General features: G+C 71.8%; 24 protein-coding genes and 1 pseudogene. 9 read left to right on the forward strand and 16 right to left on the reverse strand.

The features are described from left to right. Window positions 1-18: 18 nt before the first annotated feature. Window positions 19-660, reverse strand: a complete 642-nt coding sequence (locus RM572_RS24385; RefSeq protein WP_394813700.1) for an acyl-CoA thioesterase — start codon at window positions 658-660, stop codon at window positions 19-21. Window positions 661-787: 127 nt separating this feature from the next. On the opposite strand from RM572_RS24385, the gene RM572_RS24390 reads away from it, so the two are divergent. Beyond that, window positions 788-2,047 (forward strand): LCP family protein, encoded by a 1,260-nt coding sequence (locus RM572_RS24390; RefSeq protein ID WP_311675564.1) that lies wholly within the window; start codon window positions 788-790, stop codon window positions 2,045-2,047. 183 nt (window positions 2,048-2,230) lie between these two features. Here RM572_RS24390 and RM572_RS24395 read toward each other — a convergent pair whose 3' ends face one another. Continuing rightward, a complete protein-coding gene (locus RM572_RS24395) occupies window positions 2,231-2,605 on the reverse strand; it encodes a VOC family protein (RefSeq protein ID WP_136183847.1) in 375 nt (124 codons plus the stop codon). Window positions 2,606-2,703: 98 nt separating this feature from the next. Between RM572_RS24395 and RM572_RS24400 the strand changes: the two genes are divergently transcribed. Next, on the forward strand, window positions 2,704-3,309 hold the full coding sequence (locus tag RM572_RS24400; protein WP_311675565.1) for a CGNR zinc finger domain-containing protein: 606 nt from the start codon (window positions 2,704-2,706) through the stop codon (window positions 3,307-3,309). 308 nt (window positions 3,310-3,617) lie between these two features. Here RM572_RS24400 and RM572_RS24405 read toward each other — a convergent pair whose 3' ends face one another. After that, the gene (locus RM572_RS24405) at window positions 3,618-4,973 is read right to left on the reverse strand and encodes a UDP-glucose dehydrogenase family protein (protein ID WP_027763994.1); all 1,356 of its coding nucleotides are present in this window, start codon (window positions 4,971-4,973) and stop codon (window positions 3,618-3,620) included. Between the two features lie 147 nt (window positions 4,974-5,120). On the opposite strand from RM572_RS24405, the gene RM572_RS24410 reads away from it, so the two are divergent. Together RM572_RS24410 and RM572_RS24415 are read left to right on the forward strand one after the other, a co-directional pair. After that, entirely contained in the window at window positions 5,121-6,281 is a 1,161-nt protein-coding gene (locus RM572_RS24410; RefSeq protein ID WP_311675566.1) for an acyl-CoA dehydrogenase family protein, read from the forward strand. A gap of 213 nt (window positions 6,282-6,494) precedes the next feature. Beyond that, window positions 6,495-6,983: an anthrone oxygenase family protein gene (locus RM572_RS24415; protein ID WP_311675567.1), complete on the forward strand. Its 489-nt coding sequence runs from the start codon at window positions 6,495-6,497 to the stop codon at window positions 6,981-6,983. A 24-nt stretch (window positions 6,984-7,007) separates the two neighbouring features. Here the strand turns inward: RM572_RS24415 and RM572_RS24420 are convergent, their stop codons facing one another. From RM572_RS24420 to RM572_RS24435, 4 genes are all read right to left on the reverse strand, one after another. Further along, window positions 7,008-7,136: a hypothetical protein gene (locus RM572_RS24420; RefSeq protein WP_311675568.1), complete on the reverse strand. Its 129-nt coding sequence runs from the start codon at window positions 7,134-7,136 to the stop codon at window positions 7,008-7,010. 63 nt (window positions 7,137-7,199) lie between these two features. Then, window positions 7,200-7,565, reverse strand: a complete 366-nt coding sequence (locus RM572_RS24425) for a PIN domain-containing protein (protein WP_311675569.1) — start codon at window positions 7,563-7,565, stop codon at window positions 7,200-7,202. A gap of 4 nt (window positions 7,566-7,569) precedes the next feature. Then, window positions 7,570-8,031, reverse strand: coding sequence for a helix-turn-helix domain-containing protein (locus RM572_RS24430; RefSeq protein ID WP_311675570.1), 462 nt, complete (start codon window positions 8,029-8,031; stop codon window positions 7,570-7,572). Between the two features lie 119 nt (window positions 8,032-8,150). Then, complete coding sequence (locus RM572_RS24435; RefSeq protein WP_311675571.1) at window positions 8,151-8,822, reverse strand: TetR/AcrR family transcriptional regulator; 672 nt, start codon at window positions 8,820-8,822, stop codon at window positions 8,151-8,153. A gap of 172 nt (window positions 8,823-8,994) precedes the next feature. Between RM572_RS24435 and RM572_RS24440 the strand changes: the two genes are divergently transcribed. Next, complete coding sequence (locus tag RM572_RS24440) at window positions 8,995-9,666, forward strand: DUF5701 family protein (protein WP_311675572.1); 672 nt, start codon at window positions 8,995-8,997, stop codon at window positions 9,664-9,666. An 80-nt stretch (window positions 9,667-9,746) separates the two neighbouring features. On the opposite strand, the gene RM572_RS24445 is transcribed toward RM572_RS24440, so the two are convergent. From RM572_RS24445 to RM572_RS24455, 3 genes are read right to left on the reverse strand one after another with little or no spacing between them, the layout of a single operon-like run. Beyond that, window positions 9,747-10,943 carry a dipeptidase gene (locus RM572_RS24445; protein WP_136183841.1) on the reverse strand — a complete coding sequence of 399 codons (1,197 nt, stop codon included), beginning with the start codon at window positions 10,941-10,943 and terminating at the stop codon, window positions 9,747-9,749. Beyond that, the gene (purE, locus tag RM572_RS24450) at window positions 10,940-11,449 is read right to left on the reverse strand and encodes a 5-(carboxyamino)imidazole ribonucleotide mutase (protein WP_106965583.1); all 510 of its coding nucleotides are present in this window, start codon (window positions 11,447-11,449) and stop codon (window positions 10,940-10,942) included. Before purE ends, RM572_RS24445 begins: the two co-directional genes overlap by 4 nt. Window positions 11,450-11,505: 56 nt before the next feature. Further along, window positions 11,506-12,645 (reverse strand): 5-(carboxyamino)imidazole ribonucleotide synthase, encoded by a 1,140-nt coding sequence (locus RM572_RS24455; RefSeq protein ID WP_311675573.1) that lies wholly within the window; start codon window positions 12,643-12,645, stop codon window positions 11,506-11,508. A gap of 376 nt (window positions 12,646-13,021) precedes the next feature. Here RM572_RS24455 and RM572_RS24460 point away from each other — a divergent pair. Beyond that, window positions 13,022-13,513, forward strand: a pseudogene (locus RM572_RS24460) (GtrA family protein); the annotation flags it as partial. A 129-nt stretch (window positions 13,514-13,642) separates the two neighbouring features. Here RM572_RS24460 and RM572_RS24465 read toward each other — a convergent pair. Both RM572_RS24465 and RM572_RS24470 read right to left on the reverse strand, forming a co-directional pair. After that, window positions 13,643-14,905: an ATP-binding protein gene (locus tag RM572_RS24465; protein ID WP_311675575.1), complete on the reverse strand. Its 1,263-nt coding sequence runs from the start codon at window positions 14,903-14,905 to the stop codon at window positions 13,643-13,645. 12 nt (window positions 14,906-14,917) lie between these two features. Continuing rightward, the gene (locus tag RM572_RS24470) at window positions 14,918-15,598 is read right to left on the reverse strand and encodes a response regulator transcription factor (RefSeq protein ID WP_136183838.1); all 681 of its coding nucleotides are present in this window, start codon (window positions 15,596-15,598) and stop codon (window positions 14,918-14,920) included. 424 nt (window positions 15,599-16,022) lie between these two features. Between RM572_RS24470 and RM572_RS24475 the strand changes: the two genes are divergently transcribed. Both RM572_RS24475 and RM572_RS24480 read left to right on the forward strand, forming a co-directional pair. After that, the gene (locus tag RM572_RS24475) at window positions 16,023-17,519 is read left to right on the forward strand and encodes a peptide MFS transporter (protein WP_311675576.1); all 1,497 of its coding nucleotides are present in this window, start codon (window positions 16,023-16,025) and stop codon (window positions 17,517-17,519) included. A 199-nt stretch (window positions 17,520-17,718) separates the two neighbouring features. Continuing rightward, window positions 17,719-18,831: a glycoside hydrolase family protein gene (locus tag RM572_RS24480; RefSeq protein WP_027764006.1), complete on the forward strand. Its 1,113-nt coding sequence runs from the start codon at window positions 17,719-17,721 to the stop codon at window positions 18,829-18,831. A gap of 207 nt (window positions 18,832-19,038) precedes the next feature. Here RM572_RS24480 and RM572_RS24485 read toward each other — a convergent pair whose 3' ends face one another. Next, window positions 19,039-19,545, reverse strand: coding sequence for an ATP-binding protein (locus RM572_RS24485; RefSeq protein WP_311675577.1), 507 nt, complete (start codon window positions 19,543-19,545; stop codon window positions 19,039-19,041). Between the two features lie 131 nt (window positions 19,546-19,676). Continuing rightward, on the reverse strand, window positions 19,677-20,057 hold the full coding sequence (locus RM572_RS24490; protein ID WP_027764008.1) for an STAS domain-containing protein: 381 nt from the start codon (window positions 20,055-20,057) through the stop codon (window positions 19,677-19,679). 248 nt (window positions 20,058-20,305) lie between these two features. Here RM572_RS24490 and RM572_RS24495 point away from each other — a divergent pair, with 248 nt between their 5' ends. After that, window positions 20,306-21,295, forward strand: coding sequence for an RNA polymerase sigma factor SigF (locus RM572_RS24495; RefSeq protein WP_027764009.1), 990 nt, complete (start codon window positions 20,306-20,308; stop codon window positions 21,293-21,295). A gap of 80 nt (window positions 21,296-21,375) precedes the next feature. Here the strand turns inward: RM572_RS24495 and RM572_RS24500 are convergent, their stop codons facing one another. After that, window positions 21,376-22,326 (reverse strand): GNAT family N-acetyltransferase, encoded by a 951-nt coding sequence (locus RM572_RS24500; protein WP_311675578.1) that lies wholly within the window; start codon window positions 22,324-22,326, stop codon window positions 21,376-21,378. Between the two features lie 57 nt (window positions 22,327-22,383). Next, window positions 22,384-23,556 carry an imidazolonepropionase gene (gene hutI, locus RM572_RS24505; protein ID WP_311675579.1) on the reverse strand — a complete coding sequence of 391 codons (1,173 nt, stop codon included), beginning with the start codon at window positions 23,554-23,556 and terminating at the stop codon, window positions 22,384-22,386. Window positions 23,557-23,582: the final 26 nt, after the last annotated feature.

Raw genomic sequence — 23,582 nt, forward strand, 5'->3', positions numbered from 1 at the left:
CCCGTGGAAGCGCCCGCCTCACACACCCTCAGCAGCACGAACGTCCTGGCGCTGGAGATGCCGGGCTGGCTCCGGGAGCACGGTGAGGAGATCATCGCCGGCGCCGCCAGCATTCTGGCGATCTTCCGCGGCGCGCTTCTCCCGCAGTTCCTTGATGGCGCGGCGGCGCGCGAGCCGGTGGGTGCGCCGGATCTGCGCCTCCTGGTAGCGGCGCTTGTCCTGCTCCGTCTCCGGCACGACCTGCGGGACGGGGCGCGGCCTGCCGTTCTCGTCGACCGCGGCGAACACCAGGTAGGCGCTGCCCACCTGAACCGCCGGGGTGGACTCGTTCCACCGCTCGGCCAGTACCCGCACCCCGACCTCCATGGAGGACCGGCCGGTCCAGTTGACCTGCGCCTTCACGTGCACCAGGTCGCCGACGTGCACGGGGTTGAGGAAGACCATCTCGTCCATCGAGGCGGTGACCGCCGGCCCGCCCGAGTGCCGGCCGGCGACCGCACCCGCCGCGTCGTCGACGAACTTCATGATCACCCCGCCGTGGACGGTGCCCAGCAGGTTGGTGTCGGCCGCGGTCATGATCTGGCTGAGGGTGGTGCGTGCGGCGGCGGTCGGCTTGCCCGGGAGGGCGCCGTCCGCACCGGGGGATGCCTGTTCGGTCATGACGGCCACTTTAGGCCGGGACGAATCGGGACCCCGCACCCCGGTTTTTCGACAGGTCTGCTACAGCCCCGCCCCGATTCCGACCCCGCCCTGTGCGGCGGCCACGGGGCCGGGCACACTGCCGTGCATGAACCAGTGGCCCGACGGATGGATCGACGAACCTCGCGACCGGTACGGGCGCGGCTCCGCCGCCTCCGAGCCGGAGGGCGCCCGCGCCATGCCGCACGTCCGGCGTCCCCCGACCGTGCCGCCGCAGGGCGGGCCGCGGTATGACGACGGGTACGACGACGGGTACGGGGACGGGTCGGTCTACGACTCCGGCTACAGCCAGGGCCAGGTCTACGGCGGACGGGGCGGCGGCGACCGCGGCGGCTACGTGGGAGCCCCCGAGTCCGGCCGCCCGCGCGCGTCCGCCGGCACTCGCTTCAAGCGCATCCTGGTGACCGTCGTCGTGGTGCTGCTGGTGTGGTCGGTCGGCACCTACTTCTGGGCCGACTCCGAGCTGCGCCGCGAGGTGGACCTGGGCATAGTCCAGGACCGGCCGGAGGACGGCGAGGGGACGACGTACCTGATCGTCGGCTCGGACAGCCGTGAGGGGCTGACCGAGGAGGAGATGAAGGAGCTGCACACCGGCGGCCCGACCGACGGCGGCCGCACGGACACCATGATGATCCTGCACGTCGGGCCGGAGGGGAACACGCTGGTCTCGCTCCCCCGCGACTCCTACGTCACCATCCCGGAATTCACCGGCTCCGAGAGCGGCAAGGAGTTCGCCTCGCCGGGTCAGAGCAAGCTGAACGCGTCCTACTCGATGGACGGGCCCACGCTGCTGACGCGCACGGTGGAGTACAACACCAACCTCAAGATCGACCACTACGCGGAGATCGGCTTCGGGGGCTTCGCCAAGATCGTGGACGCGGTCGGCGGCGTCGAGATGGACATCCCGCGCGACATCAAGGACAAGAACTCCGGAGCCGACTTCAAGGCGGGCAAGCAGACCCTCGACGGCAAGCAGGCCCTCGCCTTCGTCCGCAACCGCTACGAGGCGGGCAGCGACCTGGAGCGGACCAAGAACCAGCAGAAGTTCCTCTCCGCGCTGGCGAGCCAGACGGCGACGCCGTCCACGATCCTCAACCCGTTCAGGCTGTACCCCACCATGGGCGCCGGGCTGGACACTCTCAAGGTCGACAAGGACATGAGCCTGTTCGACCTGGCGGAGATGTTCTGGGCCATGAAGAGCGTCAGCGGCGGCGAGGGCAAGTCCCTGAACATGCCGCTCAGCGGGTCCGCACCCGGCGGCTCGCTCAGGTGGGACATGGCGCGCGTCGAGCAGATGGTGGAGCAGATGAACTCCGGCGCGAAGGTCACGGTCGAGGGCGGGCAGTGACCCGTACCGCCACGCGGTGCACGGCGGGTGCGACTCCGACGAGCGGGGTCGCACCCGCCGCCGCATGCTGAGGGCACAGCAGACCCCGAGGCGCGCAGCACGAGGCGGAGGTCGTCTCGTGCTGCGGCGGCAGGACCCGGTGTTTCCGCCGAGGCCGGGCGTCGCGGCGGGCGCCGGACTCCGTCAGCAGGCGCAGAGGCAGAAGGGGTGGCCGGCGGGGTCGGCGTAGACGCGCCAGTCCCGCTTGCCGCCGCCGTCCCCTTCGAGGAGCCGTGCGCCCAGCGCGAGCACCTGCCGCTCCGCCTCGTCCAGGCGGTCCTTCGTCACGTCCAGGTCGAGGTGGAACTGCTGCGGGTGCTCGTTGCCCGGCCACTGCGGCGGAACGTGGCCCGGCGCCTCCTGGAACGCGAGCGTCCGGCCGTGCGGCCCGATCAGCTCGACCCAGTCCGGCTCGTCCCCCACGTCCACCTGCCAGCCCAGCACGGCGCCGTAGAACTCGGCGAGCGCCTTGGGGTCCGGACAGTCGAGCACGGTGACGCCCATGGTGGCGACGGCCATGACGGGCTCCTCCCTGTAGGCACGATGGTTACCGCCAACAGCCTGCAAGCAGTAACGCGGTTACCTCATGATGGCCGGTGACGGGTAACCTGGCAAGCATGGGAGACCGCAGAGCGCCGCAGCAGCTCGCTCTGGTGCAGGACCTGGTCAACACCTGGGACATCGAGGACGACCGCGACGCGTTCGACGACCCCGACGGCCTCGAGGAGTTCGTCGCCGCCCACGGCCTGCGGGGGATGCGCCTGACCGCCGGCGACCTGCCCGCGCTGCGGGAACTCCGCGAGGCGCTGCGCGCGGCGTGCCTCGCCCACGCCGGCTGCGAGCTGCCCGAGGCGACCTCACGCACGCTGGACGCGATGCTGGCGGACGCACCGCTGGTGCTCGCCGTCACCGCCGACGGAGGTGCGCGCCTGCGCCCCGCGCCGGGGCTCGCGGGCGCCGCGCTGTTCGCCTCCCGCATCGCGGCGGACATCGCCGCCGCGGCCGCCGACGGCAGCTGGCAGCGCCTCAAGGCGTGCGAGGCGGAGGACTGCCTGTGGGCCTTCTACGACCGCAGCCCGGCCGGCCGGGGCCGCTGGTGCTCCATGCAGCTCTGCGGCAGCCGCGCGAAGATGCGGGCCTACCGCGACCGCCGCCGTACGGGCTCCGCCGGCCCGCCGCACGGCACGGGCTCACCGAACGCGGGGTCCGACGTCCCGGCGTGATCCGCTGACCGGGCCGAGGCGCACGAGGGCCGAAGACCGCGCCCTCCCACCGCCCGGACACCCGACGGCCGCCTGACCGCCGCCCGGGGAGGGAGGATTGCCGCCGGCCGAAGCGGACCCGCCGCCCTCGCCGTGCACGGGCGCTCCGGGTGCGCGGGTCGACGCGCGGTCCGACCGGCGCGGACGCCGGGCCGGAGACGTCTTCGCGAACGGTGCCCGGGCAGCCGGCCCCGAGGCCCCGGGCCCTCGCGGGCCCGCGCGTTCGTGGGCAGGATCCCGCGCCGGCCGGCAGGCGGGAGCCGCCGGGCTCAGGCCGTCGGGCGGCCCAAGGCGCGGAACGTCCAGCCGGCCTTCCGCCACAGCGCGGCGTCCAGGGTGTTGCGGCCGTCCAGGATGCGCCGTTCCGCCACCGCGTCCGCCAGCACCGCCGGGTCCAGCTCGCCGAACTCGCGCCACTCCGTCAGGTGCAGCACCACGTCCGCTCCGCGCACCGCCGCCAGGGCACTGTCCGCGTACCCGAGCGTCGGGAAGAGGCGGCGGGCGTTCTCCATGCCCTTCGGGTCGTAGACGGTCACCTGTGCACCCTGGAGGTGCAGCTGACCTGCGACGTTCAGCGCGGGCGAGTCCCGCACGTCGTCGGAGTCCGGCTTGAAGGTGGCGCCGAGCACCGCGACCCGCTTGCCGAGCAGCCCGCCGCCGACGGCCTCCCGGGCCAACTCGACCATGTGCCCGCGACGCCGCATGTTGATCGAGTCGATCTCGCGCAGGAAGGTCAGTGCCTGGTCGGCGCCCAGCTCACCGGCGCGGGCCATGAACGCCCGCAGGTCCTTCGGCAGGCAGCCGCCGCCGAAGCCGATGCCGGCGCGCAGGAACTTGCGCCCGATCCGCTCGTCGTGGCCGATGGCCTCGGCCAGCTTCACCACGTCGCCGTCGGCGGCCTCGCACACCTCGGCCATCGCGTTGATGAAGGAGATCTTCGTGGCGAGGAACGAGTTCGCCGCGGCCTTCACCAGCTCGGCGGTCGGGAAGTCCGTGACCACGAACGGCGAACCCTCGGCGACCGGCTTCGCGTACACCTCGCGCAGCAGGGTCTCCGCACGCTCGCTGCGGACGCCGACCACGATGCGGTCCGGGTGCAGCGTGTCGTCGACGGCGAACCCCTCGCGCAGGAACTCCGGGTTCCAGGCCAGCTCGACCTCGCCCTCCCCGGCCGGCGAAAGCTCCGCGAGGCGCGCGGCGAGCCGGTCCGCGCTGCCCACCGGCACCGTGGACTTGCCGACCACCAGCGCCCGGCGGCGCAGCAGCGGCGCGAGCGACTCGATCGCCGTGTCCACGTAGCTCATGTCGGCGGCGTACTCGCCGTGTCGCTGCGGGGTGTTCACGCAGACGAAGTGCACGTCGCCGAAGTCGGCGACCTCCTCGTAGGAGGTGGTGAAGCGGAGCCGCCCACTGGCGCCCTCGAGGCCGGCCACGTGCCGCCGCAGCAGCTCCTCCAGGCCCGGCTCGTACATCGGCACCTCGCCGCGCGAGAGCATCTCGATCTTCTCGGGCAGCACGTCCAGTCCCAGCACCTCGAAGCCGAGATCGGCCATCGCGGCGGCGTGGGTGGCACCGAGGTAGCCGGTGCCGATCACGGTGATCCTGGGCGGGGCCTGGTGGGCCATGGCTACTCCTGGACGACGCGGCGAAACGGTGGGGTGCCCGCAGCATATCTAGGGATACCCGGAGAGGTAGCTCACGTGGGCTCGGCGAGGAAAGCGCCTAGAATCCGTGTTACTTAACGGTCATTAGCATCCCGGGAGTGAGACACCGTGGCAGGAGTCCCCGACTTCGACCTCTACCGGCCGGCCGAGGAGCACGACATGCTCCGCGACTCGGTGCGCGCACTCGTCGAGGCCAAGATCGCACCGTTCGCGACGGCGGTGGACGAGGAGGCCCGCTTCCCTCAGGAAGCGCTCGACGCCCTCGTGGCGAACGACCTGCACGCCGTGCACGTCCCGGAGGCGTACGGCGGTGCGGGCGCGGACGCCCTGGCGACCGTCATCGTCATCGAGGAGGTCGCGCGCGCCTGCGCCTCGTCCTCCCTGATCCCGGCGGTCAACAAGCTGGGCTCGCTCCCGGTGATCCTCTCCGGATCCGAGGAGCTGAAGAAGCGGTACATGACGCCGCTGGCCAAGGGCGACGCGATGTTCTCCTACTGCCTCAGCGAGCCCGACGCAGGCTCCGACGCGGGCGGTATGAAGACCCGCGCGGTACGTGACGGAGACCACTACGTCCTGAACGGCGTCAAGCGCTGGATCACCAACGCCGGCGTCTCCGAGTTCTACACGGTCATGGCCGTGACCGACGCGGAGAAGAAGACCCGCGGCGGCATATCGGCCTTCGTGATCGAGAAGGACGACGAGGGCGTCTCCTTCGGCGCCCCGGAGAAGAAGCTCGGCATCAAGGGCTCCCCCACCCGCGAGGTCTACCTCGACAATGTGCGCGTCCCCGCCGACCGCATGATCGGCGACGAGGGCACCGGCTTCGCCACGGCGATGAAGACCCTCGACCACACCCGCATCACCATCGCCGCCCAGGCCCTCGGCATCGCCCAGGGCGCCCTGGACTACGCCAAGGGCTACGTCAGGGAGCGCAAGCAGTTCGGCAAGCCGATCGGCGACTTCCAGGGCGTGCAGTTCATGCTGGCCGACATGGCCATGAAGCTGGAGGCCGCCCGCCAGCTGACGTACGCGGCCGCCGCGAAGTCCGAGCGGGTGGACGCCGACCTGACGTTCTTCGGCGCCGCGGCCAAGTGCTACGCCTCCGACGCCGCGATGGAGATCACCACCGACGCGGTCCAGCTCCTCGGCGGCTACGGCTACACCCGCGACTATCCGCTGGAGCGCATGATGCGCGACGCGAAGATCACCCAGATCTACGAGGGCACCAACCAGGTCCAGCGCATCGTCATGGCCCGCAACCTGCCCTGACCTGCACCTCTTCCCGGACGCCCCCGCCCCTGGCGGGGGCGTCCCGCGTGGTGCCCCGCCCGACCGGGCCCGTCGACCGCTCGGCGGCGGGCGGTGAGCGCGTCCGCGTCGGGTCGCCGGCAGATTCTCCTCGGTATCGGTGGCGCTCACGTGCGGATTCGGCTTGACTCGAACGACGGAAGTCGAGGGCCGGGAAGCCGCGAGGAGGGTGCCGTGCTGGAGGTCTGGCAGGGGGTCGCGCTGGTCGCGGCGACACTGCTCACGGGGGTGATGGCCGGGCTCTACTTCGCGTTCTCCATCGCGGTGATGCCGGGGCTCGGGGCGTGCGACGACCGCACGTTCACCGAGGCCATGCGGGCGGTCAACCGCAAGATCCTCAACGGCTGGTTCGGCCTGGCGTTCGCGGGCGCGCCCGTCGTGGTGCTCGTCGCGGGAGTGCTGCATCTCGGCGGCGAGACGACGCGCGTGTCGTTCTGGACCCTCGCCGCCTTCCTCCTCTACGCGTTCACCCTCGCGATCACCTTCCGCGTGAACGTGCCGCTGAACAACGACCTGGACGCCGCGGCGCCGGACGAACCGACGGGCGCGCGGCAGGCGTTCGAACGTCGCTGGGTCCGCTGGAACCACGCCCGCACCCTGCTCGGCATCGCCTCCCTCGGCTGCCTCGCCTGGGCCCTCGTCGTCCACGGCGGCCAGGGCTGAGAGCGGAGAGGGATGAGGCTCAGCTCAGGCGATCGCGCGGAGGGCTGCGACCGACGAGACGAGCCCTTCGCGCTCGAGACTGGTGAGCACGTCCTCGACCGTTCCGGGAGGGCGACGCCTGCTGTCCGCGATCTGCTGAACCGCTGCGTACACGACAGAGGGATCGAGGTCGACCTGCGCCTCCAGGAAGGCATCGGGGTGTGACGCCTCGATGTTTCAGGGGGCGAGCTTGTCCTGTGGGAAGTCCTTCAGGTTGGCGGTGACGATCACCTGGGCCTTCGCCCGTATCGCTGCCGCAACCACATGGCGATCGTCCGGGTCAGGGAGTTCCACGGCCGGGACGAGGGGCTCGTAGCGCGTGACGAGGCAGTCCCGGACCGCTCCGTTCATCAGTCGTCTCGTGCGGTCGAGCTTGTCGGGATCGAGATCCGGTCGGTTCGCTTTCAGGTTGCGGAACAGCTCGTCGAGGATGCGTTCCGTCCACTTGGCCTGCACGAGACCCGCCTGGGCCACACGGATCAGGACGTCCCGGAGTGTGCTGGGATACAGCACGTTCGCGTCATAGAGCGCTACGAACGCCATGTGGTCAGATCAGCCCCATGTCCTGGCCGAGTTCGGTGAGTTCGTCCGCCGCATGACGCCGCCGCTGGTCGTCCCGGGCCTTGTAGCCCAGGAGCGAGGAAGCCGTGATGCGCCGATGCGTTCCGACGGTTCGGTATTCGATCTCCCCGGCCTCGAGCAACCCGATCAGGAAGGGCCGTGACACGTTGAGAAGGTCGGCGGCCTGCTGCGTGGTCAGCTCGGCGTCCCGGGGAACGATGGCGACACTGCGCCCGGCTCCCATGTGGGCGAGCATGCCGGCGAGCAGCTCGACCGCCTCCCGGGGGAGTTCCAAAGGACGCCGGTCCTCGCCCTCCACGGTCACGCGGATCTTCCGCTGCTGCCGGTTGGCCTGCAGGTAGTCCCGTACCCGGCGGGTGGCCTCGTGGGCGACTCGGCTGGAGTCCGGGGGCAAGGCCTCGGACGAGGGGATCCGGGTTTTGGTCATCACGGGCTCCTCGGGTGTTGACGCGGCACTCGGAGCTACTCTTCGCATTATTCGCAGTAACCGCAACAAGCGCAACCCGGAGCCGACGCCATCACTGCGGAACCGGGCGAGGGACGGCGTCAGGCGGGGGCGTAGGCGTCGAGGGCGGGAGCGAGGAGGGCGAAGGCGCGTTCGGCCTCGTCGTGGAGGACGGCGGCGATCTCCGGGTTGGTGCGCCCGGCGAGCGTGAGGGCCATGATGCGGTCGAACAGCACGCGGTGGACGCCGCCGAGCAGGGCGGCCGCGGTGCGCGGCGTGATGGCGTCGGCGGGGGCGCCGGTGGCCTCGGCGAGGGCGGCGGCGAGCCGGTGCTCGCGCTGGTCGTGGAGGCCGCGCAGGCAGGTCGTCAGGGTGGCGCTGTCCGCGATCATGCGGGTGAACTCGAACCCGGCGAAGCCGGCGACGGGGTCCTGCGCGGCGACGGCGGCCAGGAAGGTCCGTCGCAGCGCCGCGAGGGCGGTCTCCCCGGGAGCGCGGGCGGCGACGGTGCGGGCCAGGGCTCCGACGAACTCCTCCTGGTGGTCGAAGGCCAGGTCCTCCTTGTACGGGAAGTAGTTGGTGACCGTCTTCTTCGCGACGCGGGCGGCGTCGGCGATCTCGGCGATGGTGGTGCGCTCGAAGCCCTGCTCGATGAAGAGCACGGTGGCCCGGTCGGAGATCAGCTGCCGCGTCTCGCGCTTCTTGGCCTCGCGCAGGCCAGGAGCCGCGCCCCCCGTCGTGCTGCCCGTGGCGGTGGTCGAGTCGAGTCCCATGGACGGAAATCCTACCCCGAGCCTACTTTTCCCTTGACACACTTCTTACCCCCGTCGTAAGTTTACCGTCGGGCTACGATACGTCCTGCTCCATCGCCGACTTCACCGCCATCCCCACCAACGGCCCCACCGCAGGCGCCACCGCCGCTCCACCGCCGAGGAAGGAACGCCTTTGACCGAGACCCCGGAGACCGCCGAGACACCCTTCGACCGCGCCGCCGAGTTCGACCGGCAGGTCCGCACCCTGGTCGACCGCGGGTACCCGTCGCTGGCGGGCGTGGGCCCGGAGGCGTTCGCCGCCGCCGTCGCTCCGCTGCGCGACCGGGCCACGGCGACGACCGGCCCCTGTGACATCGACGGCGGGCGCATACCGTTCCTCCTGGTCGTCGCGCGGGGCGCGGCCCCGATCGAGGAGACGATGCCGCGCACCACCCTGCATCGCGGTCGCCTCCCCGGGTTCGTGGACCGCTCCTTCGAGCCGGGCTCCCTGGAGCGGTTCGTCGTCCCCGAGGAGATCGGACTGCCGGACGGCGACATCTACCTGCTGCTCGACGTCGAACGCGGGGAGGAGTTCTGCGGCGTCGTGCCCGGCGAGGCGATGAAGACCGTCGCGGAGCGGAAGCGGACGCCGCTCACCATCGAGGAGGGCGTCGCCCTCGTCACGCACTTCCCGGAGGTGCTGGCGAAGAACAAGTGCTTTTCCCTGGGCGGCTCGCGGTGCGGCGACCGCCGCGTCCCGGCCCTCTGGATCAGCAAGAGGGCGCCGAAGCTGGGCTGGTGCTGGGAGGGCAACCCGCACACCTGGCTGGGCATGGCCTCGGCCGGTGGGCGCTCGGCAGGCTGAGCGGCTCCGCGCCCGCACACCGGAGGACCCCGGCGCCGCCCTCCTGACGGGGCGGCGCCGGGGTCCCGGGCGGAGGCGGTTCAGCCGTCGAGCTGCTGGAGCGTCGCGATGGAGGGCCCGCGACGGGTCCTCAGGTCCGCGGCGACGGCTTCGGCGTCGCGGAGGACGCGCACCGCGTTGGACCAGGTCAGCTTGGCCAGGTCCGCGTCGGACCAGCCGCGGCGCAGCAGCTCCGCGATCAGATGGGGGTAGCCGGCGACGTCGTCCAGGCCGGAAGGCGTGAACGCGGTGCCGTCGTAGTCGCCGCCGATGCCGATGTGGTCGATGCCGGCGACCTCGCGCATGTGGTCGAGGTGGTCGGCCACGGTCGACGGGGTGGCGACGGGGCGCGGGTTGGCCTCCTCGAAGGCGCGCTGGACCTTCTTGCCCTCGGCGCTGAGATCGAGGTGGTGCAGGCCGTGGGCGCGCATGTTCTCGTCGGCGGCCCGCGTCCAGGCGACGGCCTCCGGCAGCACGAACTTGGGCACGAAGGTGGCCATCGCCACGCCGCCGTTGCGCGGCAGCAGTTCCAGCACGTCGTCGGGGATGTTGCGCGGGTGGTCGCAGACGGCCCGGGAGGAGGAGTGCGAGAAGATCACCGGCGCCTCGGTGACGCGCAGCGCGTGGCGCATCGTGGTGGCCGCGACGTGGGAGAGGTCGACGAGCATGCCGCAGCGGTTCATCTCGCGGACGACCTCCTCGCCGAAGCGGGAGAGGCCGTCGTGGCGCGGGTCGTCCGTCGCGGAGTCGGCCCAGTCGATGGTGTCGTTGTGGGTGAGCGTCATGTAGCGGACGCCCAGCTCGTGGAACGCGCGCAGCGTGGCGAGGGAGTTGCCGATGGAGTGGCCGCCCTCGGCGCCCATCAGCGACGCGATGCGGCCCTGCGCCCGCGCGGCCTCCATCTCGTCGGCGGTACCCGCGAACGCGAGGTCGCCGGGATAGCGGTCGAGCAGCTGCCGTACGACGTCGATCTGTTCGAGGGTGGCGCTGACGGCGGCGTCTCCGGTGAGGTCGGTGCGCACGTACACCGACCAGAATTGCGCGCCGACGCCTCCGGCCCGCAGCCGCGGGATGTCGGTGTGCAGGTGGGCGGAGGTGTCGCCGGCGATGTCGCGCCGGTCGATGTCGTAGGCGACCTGCTCGCGCAGCGCCCAGGGCAGGTCGTTGTGACCGTCCACGACCGGGTGTTCGGCGAGCAGGGCCCGCGCCCGGTCGAGGTGTGCGGCGGCGTCGTTCATCGGGCTCCCCCTCCGAAGCCGAAGCCGTCCTCGGCGGCCGCGACCTTGGCACGCAGCCGCCGGCCCTTCTCGGTGGCCTGCTCGTTGAGGTCGTCCAGGAAGGAGGTCATCCGTTCCCGCAGGTCCGGGTCCTGTGCGGCGAGCATGCGGACGGCGAGCAGCCCGGCGTTGCGGGCGCCGCCGACGGAGACGGTGGCGACGGGAATCCCGGCCGGCATCTGCACGATGGACAGCAGCGAGTCCATGCCGTCCAGGTACTTCAGCGGCACGGGCACGCCGACGACCGGCAGCGGGGTGACGGAGGCGAGCATGCCGGGCAGGTGGGCGGCGCCGCCGGCGCCGGCGATGATCGCCTTCAGGCCGCGGCCGGCGGCCTCCTCGCCGTAGCGGACCATCTCGCGCGGCATGCGGTGCGCGGAGACGACGTCCACCTCGTAGGGGACCTCGAACTCGTCGAGGGCCTTGGCGGCGGCTTCCATCACGGGCCAGTCGGAGTCCGAGCCCATGACGATGCCGACGACGGGCGCGCCGGACCGGGAGGCGGACGGGGTGGCGGGTGGGGTCACTCCTGGATCGTCCCTCGCAGGTAGCCGGCGGCGTGGGCGGCGCGTTCGCGCACGTCGGCCAGGTCGTCGCCGTAGGTGTTGACGTGGCCGACCTTGCGGCCGGGCTTCACGTCCTTGCCGTACATGTGGATCTTGAGCTGCGGGTCGCGGGCCATGCAGTGCAGGTACGCGGTGTACATGTCGGGGTAGTCGCCGCCGAGCACGTTGGCCATGACGGTCCAGGGGGGGCGCGGCCGCGGGTCGCCGAGCGGCAGGTCCAGCACCGCGCGCACGTGGTTGGCGAACTGTGAGGTGACGGCGCCGTCCATGGTCCAGTGACCGGAGTTGTGCGGGCGCATGGCCAGCTCGTTGACGAGGATGCGGCCGTCGCGGGTCTCGAAGAGTTCCACCGCGAGGTGGCCGACGACGCCGAGTTCGGCGGCGACCTTCAGGGCGAGTTCCTGCGCGGCGGCGGCCAGGTCGGGGTCGAGGCCGGGCGCGGGCGCGATCACGGTGTCGCACACGCCGTTGACCTGCACCGATTCCACGACGGGGTAGGCGACGGCCTGGCCGTGCGGGGAGCGCACGACGTTCGCGGCCAGTTCGCGCGCGAAGTCGACCTTCTCCTCGGCGAGCACCGGGACGCCGGCGCGGAACGGCTCGGCGGCCTCGTCGGCGCCGTCCACGACCCACACGCCCTTGCCGTCGTAGCCGCCGCGCACGGTCTTCAGCACCACCGGGAAGCCCGATCCCTCGGCGGCGAAGGCCACGACGTCGGCGGGGTCGGCGACGATGCGGTGCCGCGGGCAGGGCACGCCGATCGCGTCGAGCCGGGCCCGCATGACGCCCTTGTCCTGGGCGTGCTCCAGCGCGTCCGGACCGGGGCGTACGGGGATGCCTTCCGCCTCCAGGGCGCGCAGGTGCGCGGTGGGCACGTGCTCGTGGTCGAAGGTGATCACGTCACACCCGCGGGCGAAGGTGCGCAGCGTGTCCAGGTCGCGGTAGTCGCCGACGACGACGTCGCTCACCACCTGGGCCGCGGAGTCCTGCGGGGTGTCGGAGAGGAGCCTGAATCTGATGCCGAGGGGGATGCCGGCCTCGTGTGTCATACGGGCGAGCTGTCCGCCGCCGACCATGCCGACTACGGGGAACGTCACGGTCTCCAGCCTATCCGCCGCCGTCCCGCCCGGCCGTCGCCCCTCCCTCGCAGGCAGGATCGCGCAGCGTCATCGGCGCACTCCCGTCGGTCGCCCGGGCGCAGGGCGTCACGGGGCGGGGCGGACGGAGATCGCCCTCCGCCACTGCTTCCGGTGCGGGGGCGCGGACGAGGACACCTCGGCGGAGAAGCGGCTCTTCTTCTCGGTCTCCGTCCGGGCCTGACGGCCGGTCCTTCCCGGCGGGGCGCGTCGTCGACCCGTGCGGGCTTGCCCGTAGTACCCGAGGACGATGCCCGCCGCGCGGGGTCCTGGTTAGCATGAGGCGGCGAACGCCTCCACGGAGGAGCCGACCAGAAACGGGGACCGAGCGATCGCTATGAGTGAAGGGCGCGGCGTCTCGGCACGCCTGCGGGGGCTCGCCCGCGAACTCGCAAAGTTCGGCACCGTCGGCGCTTTCGGCGTGCTGGTGAACGTCGTCGTCTTCAACCTGTGCATACGGGTGCTGGACCTGGCGACCGTACGCTCCGGAGTGATCGCCACGGCGGTGGCGATCGGCACCAACTACGTCGGCAACCGCTACTGGACGTACCGGCACGCCGACAAGAGCCGCGTGCAGCGGGAGCTGTCGCTGTTCCTCTTCTTCAGCAGCGTCGGCCTGGTGATCGAGAACGGCGTGCTGGCGGTGTCCCACTACGGCCTGGACTTCACCTCGCCGCTGGCGGACAACGTCGCCAAGAACGTGATCGGGCTGGGCCTGGGCACCGTGTTCCGGTTCTGGTCCTACCGCACGTGGGTCTTCCGCCACCGGGCCGGCGCACGGCCGGCTCCCGCAGGCGAGGCGGCTCCCGCGGGCGACCCGGCCGACCCGGCCGACCCGCTCGATCCAACCGACCCGCTCGATCCAACCGGCCCGGCGCAGGCGCCGACGCAGGCCGGCGTCCCCCTCCAGACCCGTACGGACCCCGCGGCGCCCGGCCCGGGCGCCGCCGTCGCGGTGTCAGACCGGCTGATCCGCGTCGCGGCTCAGGAAGAGGGCGAACACCGGCGGGTGCAGCTGTAGCAGCTCGAGCCGTCCGCCGTCGGCCTCGGCGAGGTCGCGTGCGACGGCGAGGCCCAGCCCGGTGGAGTTGTGGCCGCTGACGGTGCGTTCGAAGACCCGCGAGCCGAGCGTCGGGTCGACGCCCGGCCCTTCGTCGGTGACCTCCACGACGACCTGGTTGCCGGTGACGCGCGTGCGCAGCGCGACCGTGCCGCCGCCGTGCATCAGCGCGTTCTCGATGCAGGTGGCCAGCACCTGGGCCACCGCTCCCGGAGTGCCGACGACCCGCAGCCCCGTCTTGCCGGAGCGTACGATCGCCCGGCCGTCGACGCGGTACGCGGGCTTCCACTCCTCCGTCTGCTGCTTGACGACCTCGTCGAGGTCGAAGGCGACGGCGGAGCCGGAGCGGGGGTCGCGGGAGTTGGTGAGGAGCCGCTGCACGACGTCGGTGAGGCGTTCGACCTGCGCCAGCGCGATGGTCGCCTCCTCCTTCACCGTGACCCGTTCCTCGGGGTCGTCGGTGTCGGCGGTGGCGATGATCTCCTCCAGCCGCATCGACAGGGCGGTGAGCGGAGTGCGGAGCTGGTGGGAGGCGTCGGCGGCGAGACGCCGCTCGGCGGTGATCATGCGGCCGATGCGTTCGGCGCTGGCGTCGAGCACGTCGGCGACACGGTCCAGTTCCGGCACGCCGTACCGGCGGTGCCGGGGCCGGGGGTCGCCGGAGCCGAGGCGTTCGGCGGTCTCGGCGAGGTCGGTGAGCGGGGCGGCGACGCGGTGCGCCTGCCGTACGGCGAGGATCGCGGCGGCGACGATCGCGAGCAGCGTGACGGCGAGGATGATCAGCAGGGTGCGGCCCACCTCCGCGCGCACCGCGCCCTCGGACTGCTGGACGACGACGGTCTCACCCTGGGCACCGGTCTGCCGCGCCTCGATGACGTCGTCCTCGGGCTTGTCGCCGAAGACGATGGGCGGGCGGCCGGGCACCTCGACGCGGATGTAGCGGTCGCCCTCGACCGTGGTGCGCAGGGTCTCCTCGGTGACGGGCTCCTCGTTGACCAGCCTGCTCTCCACCACGGACACCAGGCGTACGGCCTCGGAACGGACGCTCTCCTCGGCGCTCTCCTCGATGGTGCGGGACTCCACCAGCACCAGGGAGACGCCGAAGACGGCGAGGACCACGAGCACCACGGCGAGGGTGGACTGGATCAGACGGCGGCGCATGGGGTGGTGGGCTCAGCTCTTCTCGAAGCGGAAGCCGACCCCGCGCACGGTGGCGATGAAGCGCGGGTTGGCGGCGTCGTCGCCGAGCTTCTTGCGCAGCCAGGAGATGTGCATGTCGAGGGTCTTGGTCGACGACCACCAGGTGGTGTCCCAGACCTCGCGCATCAGCTGGTCGCGGGTGACGACCCGCCCCGCGTCCCGCACCAGCACCCGCAGCAGGTCGAACTCCTTGGCGGTGAGGTGGAGTTCCTCCTCGCCCATCCACGCGCGGTGCGACTCGGCGTCGATGCGCACGCCGTGCGTGGCGGGCGGGGCGGCGGCCTCGGTGGCGGCGCCCCGGCGCAGCAGGGCGCGGACCCGGGCGAGCAGCTCGGCGAGGCGGAAGGGCTTGGTGACGTAGTCGTCGGCGCCCGCGTCGAGGCCGACGACCGTGTCCACCTCGTCGGCCCGTGCGGTGAGGACCAGCACCGGGAAGGCGTGGCCCTCGTTGCGCAGCCGCCGGCAGACCTCCAGGCCGTCCATGCCGGGCAGGCCCAGGTCCAGCACGACCAGGTCGATGGCGTCGCGCAGCCCGGCTTCCAGGGCGCCGGGGCCGTCCTCCCTGACCTCGACCTCGTATCCCTCCCGGCGCAGGGCTCTGGCCAGCGGTTCCGAGATGGACGCGTCGTCCTCGGCGAGCAGTACACGGGTCATGGCCCGATGGTAGTCCTCGCAGCACAGGGGGTGGTGTGTCCCCGTTGCCCCGCGCCCGCGCGGTGTCCCGCACGCCCGGCGCACACGAACGGAGCAGGCGCGGCGCCTCCCACCGCCCGACCGGTGATCACTTCCGATAGTCGGACGGACACTGGGAATCACCGACTTGACCCTTCATTTACCTTCGGTTGCAAGGGAAAGTTTCAGCTTTCACCTGTGATCTGTGTCGCATTCACTTCCAATTCGGGCGGTGCCCTGCCGTAAGGTTGCGTCGATTCTGCAAGTCGACGCCGACCTCTGGCCGCCACCGCGGTGCAGGGCCCGTCGGCGTGCGGGTCTGTCTCCGGGCAGGCCCGCTCTCCCCCCACCGGGCGCGCATCGCGCTTCTTGCCGCGCGTCCCGAGCGAGCAAGGAGCCACCAACCATGGCGTCCAGCCTGACGAAGGCCGGAACCGGTACCACCGGCGAACGGACCTTCTTCGGCCACCCGCGCGGTCTGGCCACCCTCTTCATGACCGAGATGTGGGAGCGTTTCAGCTTCTACGGCATGCGTGCCCTGCTGGTCCTCTACCTGACGGCTCAGGTGACGGACGGCGGCCTGGCCATGAAGGCCTCGACGGCGACCGCGCTGTACGCCGTCTACAACGCCACGGTGTACCTGCTGGCACTGCCCGGCGGCTGGTTCGGCGACCGCGTCTGGGGTCCGCGCAAGACCACCGCCATCGCCGGCGGCATCATCATGACCGGCCACTTCCTGCTGGCCGTGCCGTTCAAGGCCTCGTTCTTCGTCGGCCTGGTCTTCATCGCGGCCGGTTCCGGTCTGCTGAAGTCCAACATCTCCACGATGGTCGGCCACCTCTACGACGGGCCGAACGACCCGCGCCGGGACGGCGGCTTCACCATCTTCTACATGGGCATCAACATCGGTGCCTTCCTCGCTCCGCTCGTCATCGGCACCGTCGGCCAGAAGGTCAACTGGCACCTCGGCTTCGCCATGGCCGGCGTCGGTATGGGCCTGGGCCTCATCCAGTTCCTGGTGGGTACCCGCAGCCTGGCCGCGCGCAGCAGCCTGGTCCCCTCGCCGCTGAGCGCCGACGAGAGGTCCGCGGCCGTCAGGAAGACGCTCATCGGTGTCGCGATCGCCGCGGTCTTCTACGGCACCATCACGCTCGCCGGCGTCTTCAGCATCGACTGGGTGCTGTGGCCCATGTCCATCGCGGGCATCGCACTGCCGGCCCTGTACTTCGCCCGCATCCGCCGTGACCAGGACGTCACCCCGGACGAGCGGAAGAAGATGACCGGCTTCATCTGGTTCTTCATCGCCGCCGCGCTCTTCTGGCTGATCTTCGACCAGTCCGGCTCGACGCTGACCGTGTTCGCCAAGGAGTCGACGGCCTCCACGCTGTTCGGGTTCGCCTTCCCGGAGAGCTGGTTCCAGTCGCTGAACCCGCTGTACGTGATGGCGCTCGCCCCGGTCATCGCCGCCCTGTGGGTGAAGCTGGGCCGCCGCAACCCGACCACGACCACCAAGTTCGGCCTGGGCCTCACCGGCATCGGCCTGTCGTTCGGCGTGATGATGCTGGCCATGGGCGTCGCCGCCGCCACCGACGACAGGGTCTCGCCGCTGTGGCTGGCGAGCGTCTACCTCATCATGACCGTGGCGGAGCTGTGCCTCTCCCCGGTCGGCCTCTCGGTCTCCACGAAGCTGGCCCCGGAGAAGTACTCCAGCCAGGTCATGGGCCTGTGGTTCCTGGCCGTCACGGCCGGCAACTGCCTGGCGTCCATCATGGCGCTGATCTTCGGCGAGAAGACCGGTTCGCCGGTGTACTTCGGAGTGATCGGGGCGCTCGCCGTCGTCGCGGGCATCGCCTTCCTCCTGAACCGCAAGAAGGTCATCCGGCTCATGGGCGACGTGCACTGACGCGTCCCCTCCGGGAAGTACGAAGAGTGGCGCTCGGCCGGTCCTCCCGGCCGAGCGCCACTCTTTTCGCGGTCCGGGGCGCCGGCCCGCCGCACCTCCCGGCCGCGTATGTCCCGTCGCAAGGCGAAGGGGGTTTGACCACGTACGGGGGACGGAAGCCTCCCCGTCGAACCTGCCGTCTCCCGCGAAGGACTCGCCCATGCGTGCACTCAGACCCGGCACTCTGCACCGTCGCACAGCCGCGCTCACTCTCGGGCTCGCGCTCGCGCTCGGCGCCCTCGCACCCCAGGCGGGTGCGGCTCCGCCGGAGCCCGGCCCCGCGACGTCCGCAGAGGCGGCGGGGGCCGCTGCGGCCGCTCGGCAGTACCCGGACGGGCGCGGACGGTTCGCGAACCCCGGCGTGGTCCACGACGGAGACAAGTGGGTGATGCTCTCCACCGGCTCCTGGTCGACGGGCGGGCGGATCGCCGTGGCGGACGCAGCCAAGGGCCCGTGGGACCGCCTCAGCCGGGACCTGCTCACCCGGCGGCCGCAGTGGGCGAGCACGTCCAACCACAGCGTGTGGGCGCCGTCGATAGCCCGCGCCGACGACGGCGGCTACGTCGTCTACTACTCGGCGGTGGTCCGGGGCACCGACGGCCGCAGGTGCATCGGCACCGGGCGCGCCGACCGGTCCACCGGTCCGTTCGTCCCGCACGACCGGCCGATCGCCTGCTGGGCGGGGTCGGGAACGAACCCGTTCGACGCGATCCCGTCGGAGAGCGGCAACTTCAAGCTGATCGACGCGACACCGGCCCGGGTGGGTTCGCAGCTCGTGCTGACCTACAAGACCAGCAACGGCTACCAGAGCTCCGGCCGGCAGATGTGGCACACCACCACGCGGATGCTCAAGCTCGACCCGGCGCGTCCGGACCGGCCCGTCGCCAACCCGCGCCACGCGGACGGCGGCAGCATCAAGCTGACCGACGCGCGCAGCAAGTACATCGAGGAGAACCCGGTCATGGTGAAGCGGGGCGCCCGCTACACCCTGTTCACCTCGTTCGGCTGGTACGGGACCTGTGACTACCACACCCGCTACCGGCAGAACGGTTCGCTGTGGAACGGCTGGCTGGACCGCGGCCCGACCCGGCTGCCGATGCCCTCCGACACGTGCGGGACGGGCAACGCGCACGTCGTCCGCGGCCTGCCGGACGACTCCTGGCGCGTCTTCTACAACGGTCACGTCACGGACGTGCGCCGCAGCCCGTTCACGCTGTACGTCGGCTGGGTCGCCTGGAACAACGGCAGGCCCAAGGTGCCCGGGCGCCTCTGAGCGCACCGGAGCCACCCCTCCCCGGGGGAGGCCCACCGTCGGGCCCTCCCTCGGGCACCCGCACGACGCCGGCACGGCGGGAGGACGGGACGAGCGGGCAGGCGGCAGCAGACGGCAGCACGGCGGCACGGCGGCGCACGGAATCCGTGACGTGACCACGCGGGGTCGGGCCGGGTCGGGGAACGGCCCGGTCGGCTCCGGCGGGGATCAGGCGGGGGCGGCCAGTTCGGCCCAGACCGTCTTGCCGACGCCGTCGGCGTTGCGGACGACGCCCCAGTCCATGCAGAGCCGTTGAACGATGAACATGCCGTGCCCGCCGGGGCGGCCGGGCCGGTGCGGGGTGCGGGTGGAGGGGGCGCCCGTGCCGGCGTCCACGACCTCCAGCCGCAGCAGCTTCGGGCCGCTGCCGATGCGCAGCTCCTCGGGACCGCCGGCGTGCAGGCAGGCGTTGGTGACCAGCTCGGAGACGACGAGCAGCACGTCCTCGGCCGCGGCACGCTGGTCCGCGTTCACGGCGGGCAGCCAGCCCCAGTCCTGGAGCGCTTTGCGGGTGAAGTCACGTGCTCGCGAGACGGTGCCGCCGGCACCGACGAGGCGCAGCCTGCGCACCTGGCTCAACGGCCGCTCCCGCTCGGCCTCCGGCACCGCAGCGGACGGCGCGGCGCCGTCGGGCTCCTGGCCGCGGTCCGCCGGAAACGGCCGGGTGGTGCTCATCAGTGGTTCACCTCACCGGGTACCTTGAAGATTCGAAAGGTCTCCTGCCCTGCCGGACGATGAGAACACCCACGGATTCGGACGGGATGGTGTGATGCGCATAACGCGCGGATCACGGACAGGCGAAGGGGCTACGCGCCGGCAGCGCTCGACAGCGCGCTGTCGAGGTCCGGATGCACGGTGAACACGGCGTCCGCCCCGGTGATCTCGAACACCCGGGCGACGGCCGGGCGCATCCCGGCCAGGTGGACGGCACCTCCGGCGGCCTCCGCCCGGAGCCGGGCACCGAGCAGCACGTTGAGCCCCGTCGAGTCGCAGAACTCCAGCCGCGAGCAGTCGACGACGAGGCGGCTGTACCCCTCCTCGACGCACCGCTCCAGCGGCTCACTGAACAGCTCGGCCGTGTGGTGATCAAGCTCACCCGCGGGCGTCAGTACGGCGCTGGCGCCCCGGTGCCGGACGTCGACCGTCAGCCGGCCTCGGCTCGCTCCCCCGGGTACCCCGCGGTCCATGAAAAGCCCTTCCGATCGCACGACACGAGCCCCCTCTGCTGCCCACGGGCAGACCTTCCGAACCCTACGCCCTCACCGTCGCATGCGGTAGCCGAGTGCCCGCGCACCCGGACAAAGCGGCCATCGCAGACTTGCCATGCACGTGCATCTGCCGGTAGGACCTATAGAGACATTCGAAACCACGTCGGCTTGGAGGCGCCGCACTCCGCAGTGCACGTCACGGCTCCGGCAGCCATATGCCGAGAATCATGGAGGACACCATGTCACCCCGGCTCGATCACGGGATATCGGAGACCACCGACCCGGCCGTTACGGACGCTCTGTCCCTGGAGTCCCTGGACACGAGCCCGGACGCGAGCCCGGACACCCTCGCTCACGCCGTCGAGGCGTCCGCGGTCCACGCCCCCGAGGGGGTCGTCGGCGACATCCTCGAACAGCTCCACCTGCCGGAGCTGCCCTCCTTCGAGGACGTCGGACCGGTCGACGCGCGAGCCCTGTCCAAAACCCTCTTCGAGCGCCTCGAGAGCCTCGAGGAAGGCACGCACGAGTACTCCTACGTCCGCAACACACTGGTCGAACTCAACCTCGCGCTGGTGAAGTTCGCGGCCTCCCGCTTCCGCTCCCGCAGCGAGCCGATGGAGGACATCGTCCAGGTGGGCACGATCGGCCTGATCAAGGCGATCGACCGCTTCGAGACCGACCGCGGCGTGGAGTTCCCCACCTTCGCGATGCCGACCATCGTCGGCGAGATCAAGCGCTTCTTCCGCGACACCTCGTGGTCCGTGCGCGTCCCGCGCCGGCTGCAGGAGCTCCGCCTCGACCTGGCCAAGGCCGGCGACGAGCTCGCCCAGCGCCTGGACCGCGCCCCCACCGTGGACGAGCTGGCCGAACGGCTCGGCCTCGGCCGCGACGAGGTGGTCGAGGGCATGGCCGCCTCCAACGCCTACACCGCGAGCTCGCTGGACGCGCAGCCGGAGGAGGACGACTCCGAAGGCGCCCTCGCCGACCGCATCGGCTACGAGGACAACGGCCTGGAGGGCATCGAGTACGTCGAGTCCCTGAAGCCGCTGATCGCCGACCTCGCGCCGCGCGACCGCACGATCCTGTCGCTGCGCTTCGTTGCGAACATGACGCAGTCGGAGATCGGAGAGGAGCTGGGCATCTCGCAGATGCACGTCTCCCGTCTGCTCGCCCGCACCCTGGGCAGGCTCCGCAAGGGCCTGATGATCGAGGAGTGAGCCTTCCGGCCGCACAGCCGTGACGTGAGGGAGCCCCCGCCGAGGCGGGGGCTCCCTCACGTACGCGGGCGGCCCGGACGCTACGCGGCGTCGTCCCAGAGCAGCGAGCTCATCCGCCAGCCGGCCGGCGTCCGCACGAACTGGGTGGTCTTGGCACCGGAGCCCTCGAACCACTCGCCGGCGAGGTATCCGGACTTGCGGTACGCGCTGAAGCGGTGCGCGATCGAGCCGAAGATCTCGGTCCGCTCGGAGACCTCCCATTCGGAGAACTCCGTCAGCCTCCCGTCGGTGAGCATCTCCCGCCGTGGCTCGATGAAGGCGTCGAGGTCGTACGTCACGAGGGCGCCCCCGACGTTGCTGATGATCCGCCCCTGCGGGACGAACACCTCACGGATGGCGTCGACGTCCGGCCGGCTGCCGGCGGTGTTGGTGAACGCGCCGAAAAACACCCGTGTCAGAGCGTCGATCTCGGCCTTGTCCGAAGAGGCGGGGCGTTCCCACTCGTCGCGGAGCACCGACCAGATCTCGGTGTCGCGCCGCACGCCCCGGTACGCGGAACGCCCCCGCAGCACGCCGTCGCGGGTCATGCCGAGCCGGCGGGCGACGTCGATGCTGCGGTCGTTGCCCGTCGCGACCCACCATTCGACCCGGCTCATGCCGCGCTTCGTGAACGCCCAGTCGATCAGTGCCCGGCACGCCCGGGTCACCAGCCCCCGGCCGGCCCCGTCCGCCTCCAGCCAGCAGCCGACCTCGCACACCCCCTCGGCGGCGTCGAACTTCGTGAACATGACGCCGCCGACCAGCGTGCCGTCCAGCCACACCCCGTAGATCCGGGCCGCGTCCTGGGCCTGGCGGTCGGCGTAGCGCTGGAGGACGGCCGTGGCGGAGGCCAGGTCGGTGCTGAACGTCGCCCAGGGTATCCACGGGTCGACGTGCGGGCGGGCTCTGTCGATGTGGGCGAGGAACTCTTCGGCGTGCGAGGGCTCCAGGGGGCGGAGCTGAGCGTCGTCGCCGAGCGGCAGTGCGAACACGGGCACCTTCCTGATCACGAGGTGACGAGCCGCTCGGTGGGGCGGGCGGCCGGACGGTCAGACTTCGCGGACGCCGCGGCGCCACACGGCGGCGGTGAGGGGAACGCCCGGACGGTACGCCAGGTGGACGTGGGAGGGGGCGTCGAGCAGGAGCAGGTCGGCGTACGCGCCCGGCGACAGCCGGCCCACGTCCTCGCGGCGCAGGGCGCGGGCTCCTCCCGCGGTGGCGCCCCACACGGCCTCGTCCGGCGTCATACCCATCTCCCGCACCGCGACCGCGATGCAGAACGGCATGGACGAGGTGAACGACGACCCCGGGTTGCAGTCCGTGGACAGCGCCACGGTCGCGCCCGCGTCGAGCAGCCGCCGGGCGTCCGGGTAGACGGCGCGGGTTGAGAACTCGCAGCCCGGCAGCAGCGTGGCGACGGTGTCCCCCTGGGCCAGGGCGTCCACGTCGGCGTCGGTGAGGTGCGTGCAGTGGTCGGCGGAGGCCGCGCCCAGCTCGACGCCGAGCTGCACCCCCGGACCGTACGAGAGCTGGTTGGCGTGGATGCGCGGGGTGAGGCCCTTCGCCCGGCCGGCGGTGAGGATGGCGCGGGCCTGGTCGCCGTCGAACGCGCCCTGCTCGCAGAACACGTCCACCCAGCGGGCGTGCGGGGCGCAGGCGTCCAGCATCGGGCCGGTGACCTGCGCGACGTATCCGGCCGGGTCGTCGGCGAACTCCGGCGCGACGATGTGCGCGCCGAGGTAGGTCACCTCGTCGGTGTGCTCCCCCGCGATGCGCAGCGCGCGGGCCTCCTGCTCGGGGGTGAGGCCGTAGCCGGACTTGGTCTCCTGCGTGGTGGTGCCCTGGCGCAGCGCCTCGTGCAGGTAGCGGGCCAGGTTGGCGCCCAGCTCGGCGTCGGAGGCGGCCCGGGTCGCGGCGACCGTGCTGCGGATGCCGCCGGCGGTGTAGGGGCGGCCCGACATGCGCGCGGCGAACTCGCGGGTGCGGTCGCCGGCGAAGACCAGGTGCGAGTGGGAGTCGACGAAGCCGGGGAGGACGGCGCGCCCCTCGGCGTCGTGGGCCTCGTCGGTCGCGGGGGCGTCGGCGCCCGGTCCCGCCCAGGCGACGCGGTCCCCGTCGAGGACGAGGGCCGCCCCCTCGATCACGCCGAGGGGGCCCTCCCCGAGGGTGGGGTCGTTGGTGACGAGGGTGCCGATGTTGCGGATGAGGGTGCTCTTGGTCATGGGGGCTTTCCCTGGGCTTCCTGGGC

The organism is Streptomyces hazeniae, from assembly GCF_031845485.1.
In the GTDB taxonomy this organism is placed as follows: Bacteria; Actinomycetota; Actinomycetes; order Streptomycetales; family Streptomycetaceae; genus Streptomyces; species Streptomyces hazeniae.

Coding starts and splice junctions, on each gene's coding strand:
- RM572_RS24470 (WP_136183838.1), bottom strand. CDS start 15,598: ATGACCCGTGTACTGCTCGCCGAGGACGACGCGTCCATCTCGGAACCG.
- RM572_RS24490 (WP_027764008.1), bottom strand. CDS start 20,057: ATGGACCGCGGGGTACCCGGGGGAGCGAGCCGAGGCCGGCTGACGGTC.
- RM572_RS24445 (WP_136183841.1), bottom strand. CDS start 10,943: ATGAACGACGCCGCCGCACACCTCGACCGGGCGCGGGCCCTGCTCGCC.
- purE (WP_106965583.1), bottom strand. CDS start 11,449: ATGGGCTCGGACTCCGACTGGCCCGTGATGGAAGCCGCCGCCAAGGCC.
- RM572_RS24405 (WP_027763994.1), bottom strand. CDS start 4,973: ATGGCCCACCAGGCCCCGCCCAGGATCACCGTGATCGGCACCGGCTAC.
- RM572_RS24465 (WP_311675575.1), bottom strand. CDS start 14,905: ATGCGCCGCCGTCTGATCCAGTCCACCCTCGCCGTGGTGCTCGTGGTC.
- hutI (WP_311675579.1), bottom strand. CDS start 23,556: ATGACCAAGAGCACCCTCATCCGCAACATCGGCACCCTCGTCACCAAC.
- RM572_RS24435 (WP_311675571.1), bottom strand. CDS start 8,822: ATGGGACTCGACTCGACCACCGCCACGGGCAGCACGACGGGGGGCGCG.
- RM572_RS24480 (WP_027764006.1), top strand. CDS start 17,719: ATGCGTGCACTCAGACCCGGCACTCTGCACCGTCGCACAGCCGCGCTC.
- RM572_RS24395 (WP_136183847.1), bottom strand. CDS start 2,605: ATGGCCGTCGCCACCATGGGCGTCACCGTGCTCGACTGTCCGGACCCC.
- RM572_RS24385 (WP_394813700.1), bottom strand. CDS start 660: ATGACCGAACAGGCATCCCCCGGTGCGGACGGCGCCCTCCCGGGCAAG.
- RM572_RS24495 (WP_027764009.1), top strand. CDS start 20,306: ATGGAGGACACCATGTCACCCCGGCTCGATCACGGGATATCGGAGACC.
- RM572_RS24430 (WP_311675570.1), bottom strand. CDS start 8,031: ATGACCAAAACCCGGATCCCCTCGTCCGAGGCCTTGCCCCCGGACTCC.
- RM572_RS24425 (WP_311675569.1), bottom strand. CDS start 7,565: ATGGCGTTCGTAGCGCTCTATGACGCGAACGTGCTGTATCCCAGCACA.
- RM572_RS24400 (WP_311675565.1), top strand. CDS start 2,704: ATGGGAGACCGCAGAGCGCCGCAGCAGCTCGCTCTGGTGCAGGACCTG.
- RM572_RS24390 (WP_311675564.1), top strand. CDS start 788: ATGAACCAGTGGCCCGACGGATGGATCGACGAACCTCGCGACCGGTAC.
- RM572_RS24485 (WP_311675577.1), bottom strand. CDS start 19,545: ATGAGCACCACCCGGCCGTTTCCGGCGGACCGCGGCCAGGAGCCCGAC.
- RM572_RS24475 (WP_311675576.1), top strand. CDS start 16,023: ATGGCGTCCAGCCTGACGAAGGCCGGAACCGGTACCACCGGCGAACGG.